We start from the raw sequence: 3,590 nt of genomic DNA, 5'->3' as shown, positions 1-3,590 counted from the left end.
GTTGTGGACGAGGTGACGGATGCCGACAAGAGTGCAGCCATCCGGGCGCGCCTTCAGCTCGGACAGCGTGGCCGCGACCCCGGGATCCGTGAGATCGACCCATCCGACGACGCCGGCGACGAAATCGGTCCGGTTCGCGGTCTCAAGGAACGCCAGGGTCTCGTCCAGCGAATGCCATGTCTGGACCAGGACGGTTTTATCCACGCCGGCCGCGGCGAGCGCCGGCTTGAGATCGTCGGGCGAGAACACCCGGCGGATGGCGGCGTAGTCCTCCGTCATCCAGCCGCAGGATCCGTCCGCCGGGTCCCAGAAATGCTGATGCCCGTCGATAACAAGTTGCTTACCAGCAACAAGTTGCTCACCAGCAACAAGTTGCTCACCAGCAACAAGTTGCTTACCAGCAACGAGTTGCTCACCAGCAACGAGTTGCTCACCAGCAACAAGTTGCTCACCAGCAACCAGAGGCCTGTCACTGCCCATGGCGCTTACCAGCGCTGGTGCACGGCGCGCTTGATGCGCCGCTCATAGATGTCGGCGATGCGCTCCATCAGTTGCGGCGACAGCGCCGGCAGGTCGGACGCGGCGGCGTTCTCCTGCGCCTGCCGGACGGACTTGGCGCCCGGAATGGTCACCGTCACCGCCGGGTTCATCAGGATCCAGCGCAGCGCCCATTGCGCCATCGTCGCGCCTGGCGGCAGCAACGGCCGCAATTCCTCGACCGCCTCCAGGCCCTCCTCATAATTCACGCCGGAGAATGTCTCGCCGACATCGAAGGCCTCGCCTTGCCGGTTGTAGTTGCGGTGGTCCTTGGCGCTGAAATTGGAATCGCTGCGGAACTTGCCGGACAAGAGGCCGCTGGCCAACGGCACCCTGACGATGATGGCGACGTCCTTCTGGCGCGCCATGTCGAAGAACAGCTCCGCCGGACGCTGCCGGAACATGTTGTAGATGATCTGGACGCTGGCGACGCCGGGATACTGCAGCGCCTTGATGCCTTCCTCGACCTTCTCGACGCTGACGCCGTAGTGACGGATCTTGCCTTCCTCGACCAGCCTCTCCAGCGCCTCGAATGTCTCGGGCTGGTAGAAGACTTCCGTCATCGGACAGTGGAGCTGCACCAGATCGAGGACGTCGACCTCGAGATAGCGCAGGCTGCGCTCGACGAAGCTGGTCAGGTTCTTGCGGTTGTAGCCGGAGGCGACATGCGGGTTCAGCCGCTTGCCGGCCTTGGTGGCGACGATCGGTCTTGCGCCGCCCCGCCCCTTGAGCGTCTTAGCGATCAGCTTCTCCGCCCGGCCGTCGCCATAGACATCGGCGGTGTCGATCATGCTCACGCCTGAATCGAGCGCGGCATTCAGCGCCGCAATGGCGTCCTTCTCCTCGACGTCGCCCCAGTCGGCGCCGATCGCCCAGCTGCCGAAGCCGATTTCCGACACTTGCCAGCCGGTGCGGCCAAATCGCCTTTGATGCATGGAAACTCACTCCTCGAAGCCCGCGTCGTCTTGACGGGTCGTGCCGGCAGGAATATCAGATCGGATAGTTGTATGACAACCCTGTAAGAATGCAAAAGGTGATTACGGGTAGCGCCGGGTTTGGATCCATCGGAAGGCTGGAGGGCGACGGGATGCTCCTGGCATTCGCGCAAGATGCCGATCGAGGCCGGGCGGGCTTGGAACGTCGGGCCGTAGCCGGCTCCTGCCGCGGCAGGCCAGGCACCGCTCGGGCGCCCTCGCCCGATCTACTTCAGATGTCCGGCGCCGTCGCGGAGCTGCTCGAAGCGCTTGTAGGAACGGGTCAGGTGCAGCCGCATCGCGCGCTGCGCCGCCTTGGCGTCGCGCGCCTCGATGGCGTCGTGGATCGCCCGGTGCTCGCGCCGCGTCCGCTCGAAATGCCGTTCGCGTTCGGCGGGCTCCAGGCGATCGAATTGCGTCCATTGCCGCGGGATCATGGCGGTGCCGAACGTGTCGAAGAGCCGGCTGAAATAGGCGTTGTGCGAGGCGAGCGAAATCGCCCGATGGAAAGCCGCATCCTCGGTCGCGGCAAGACCCGTCTCGGCAATCGCCCGGTCGATGGCATCGAGCTGCCTGGCCATGAGGGCGAGGTCCCTCGCGGTCCGGCGCGTAGCCGCCAGCGCCGCCGCTTCCGCCTCGACGCCCATGCGCAGCTCGAGCACGGCCAGGATATCGTCGATCGATGCGACATCCGTCGGCACGATCGAGAAGGTCTTGGGCGGCGGCTCCTGCGCCACGAAAGCGCCGAGGCCCTGGCGCGTCGTGATCAGCCCTCGCGCGCGCAACGACGCCAGCGCCTCGCGCACCACGGTCCGGCTGACGCCGGTCGCGTTGACGATCTCCTGCTCGGTGGGCAGCCGCTGGCCAGGCGCAAGATCGCCGGCTTCGATCTGCGCGGCAAACTTGTCGACCAGCTCGCCCCTGAGATTGGGGGACTGGCGAATGGCACCGAACATTGCTCCCTCGCGATCCGCCATCGAAAAACCGGCCCCTTAAATCGATTCTTACGCCAAGGATCGCACTGGTTGGTTGCAACGGCAATCATTCGTTTCTTTGGACCCGACGCATACCGCCCCAGACCGATGCAGCGGTTCCAGGACAACGACATCCATCAAGACAGCGACTTAAACAGCACTGGAAGATCAACATGAAGCAGCAAATCGGCTTTATCGGCCTGGGCGCCATGGGCTCGGGCATGGCAGCAAACATCGTGGCCAAGGGCTGGCCGCTGGCGGTCTGGGCGCACCGCAACCAGGAAGCGGCGCTGAAGCTGGTGAGCGCCGGCGCCCGCCAGGCGGCGACGCCGCGCGTGCTCGCGGAAGGCTGCGACATCGTGCTGATCTGCGTGACCGGCTCGCCGCAGGTCGAAGCGGTCGTGAAAGGACCGGAAGGGCTTGCAGCCTCCGGCAAGCCGCTGCTGATCGTCGACTGCTCGACCTCGAACCCGTCATCGACGATAGCGCTTGCCGCCGAGCTCGCCGCCAAGGGCGTGACGCTGATCGACGCGCCGCTGGCGCGGACGCCTAAGGAAGCCGCCGAAGGCAAGCTCGACGTCATGGTCGGCGGCGCGGCGGAAGCGGTCGCCCGCGCGCATCCGGTGCTCGAAGCCTTCGCCGCACGAATCGTCCACACCGGCCCGACCGGCAGCGGCCACACCATGAAGCTGCTCAACAATTTCATCTCGATGGGTTATTCCGCGATCTATTCGGAGGCGCTGACGCTGGGCGCCAAGGCCGGGCTGACGCCGCAGGTGTTCAACAGCGTCATTTCCGGCAGCCGCATGGATTGCGGCTTCTACCAGGCCTTCTTCGACTTCGTGCTGAACCGCAACGAGAACGCCCAGCGCTTCGCCATCGCCAATGCGCTGAAGGACATGACCTACCTCGCCTCCTTCGCCCAGGCCGCCGGCATCGCCAACCCGGTCGGCGCCGTCGTGCGCAACGGTTTTGCGACGGCGGTCGCCACGGGACATGGCGAGAGGTTCGTGCCGGCATTGTCGGATATTGTTGCCGGGCTCAACGGCGTTTCATTGAATGAGGTCGCAGCCGAGTGAGGAGGCGGATGGCGCGAACCCTACCC

The 3,590-nt window shown here is 65.2% G+C and carries 4 protein-coding genes; 1 reads left to right on the top strand and 3 read right to left on the bottom strand.

The genetic code is table 11. The features are described 5' to 3' along the window. From EOD07_RS26870 to EOD07_RS26860, 3 genes are all read right to left on the bottom strand, one after another. The coding region (locus EOD07_RS26870; RefSeq protein WP_348627784.1) for an amidohydrolase family protein at positions 1 to 480 on the bottom strand (480 nt) is incomplete at its 3' end. Positions 481 to 485: 5 nt separating this feature from the next. Next, entirely contained in the window at positions 486 to 1,472 is a 987-nt protein-coding gene (locus tag EOD07_RS26865) for an aldo/keto reductase (RefSeq protein WP_127237560.1), read from the bottom strand. A 266-nt stretch (positions 1,473 to 1,738) separates the two neighbouring features. Continuing rightward, positions 1,739 to 2,488, bottom strand: a complete 750-nt coding sequence (locus tag EOD07_RS26860; RefSeq protein ID WP_041004228.1) for an FCD domain-containing protein — start codon at positions 2,486 to 2,488, stop codon at positions 1,739 to 1,741. A 170-nt stretch (positions 2,489 to 2,658) separates the two neighbouring features. Between EOD07_RS26860 and EOD07_RS26855 the strand changes: the two genes are divergently transcribed. Continuing rightward, the gene (locus EOD07_RS26855) at positions 2,659 to 3,564 is read left to right on the top strand and encodes an NAD(P)-dependent oxidoreductase (RefSeq protein WP_127237559.1); all 906 of its coding nucleotides are present in this window, start codon (positions 2,659 to 2,661) and stop codon (positions 3,562 to 3,564) included. Positions 3,565 to 3,590 lie beyond the last annotated feature (26 nt).

The organism is Mesorhizobium sp. M2C.T.Ca.TU.002.02.1.1, from assembly GCF_003997225.1.
This window is presented reverse-complemented; position numbering and strand designations above follow the sequence as displayed.

Coding starts and splice junctions, on each gene's coding strand:
- EOD07_RS26865 (WP_127237560.1), bottom strand. CDS start 1,472: ATGCATCAAAGGCGATTTGGCCGCACCGGCTGGCAAGTGTCGGAAATC.
- EOD07_RS26860 (WP_041004228.1), bottom strand. CDS start 2,488: ATGGCGGATCGCGAGGGAGCAATGTTCGGTGCCATTCGCCAGTCCCCC.
- EOD07_RS26855 (WP_127237559.1), top strand. CDS start 2,659: ATGAAGCAGCAAATCGGCTTTATCGGCCTGGGCGCCATGGGCTCGGGC.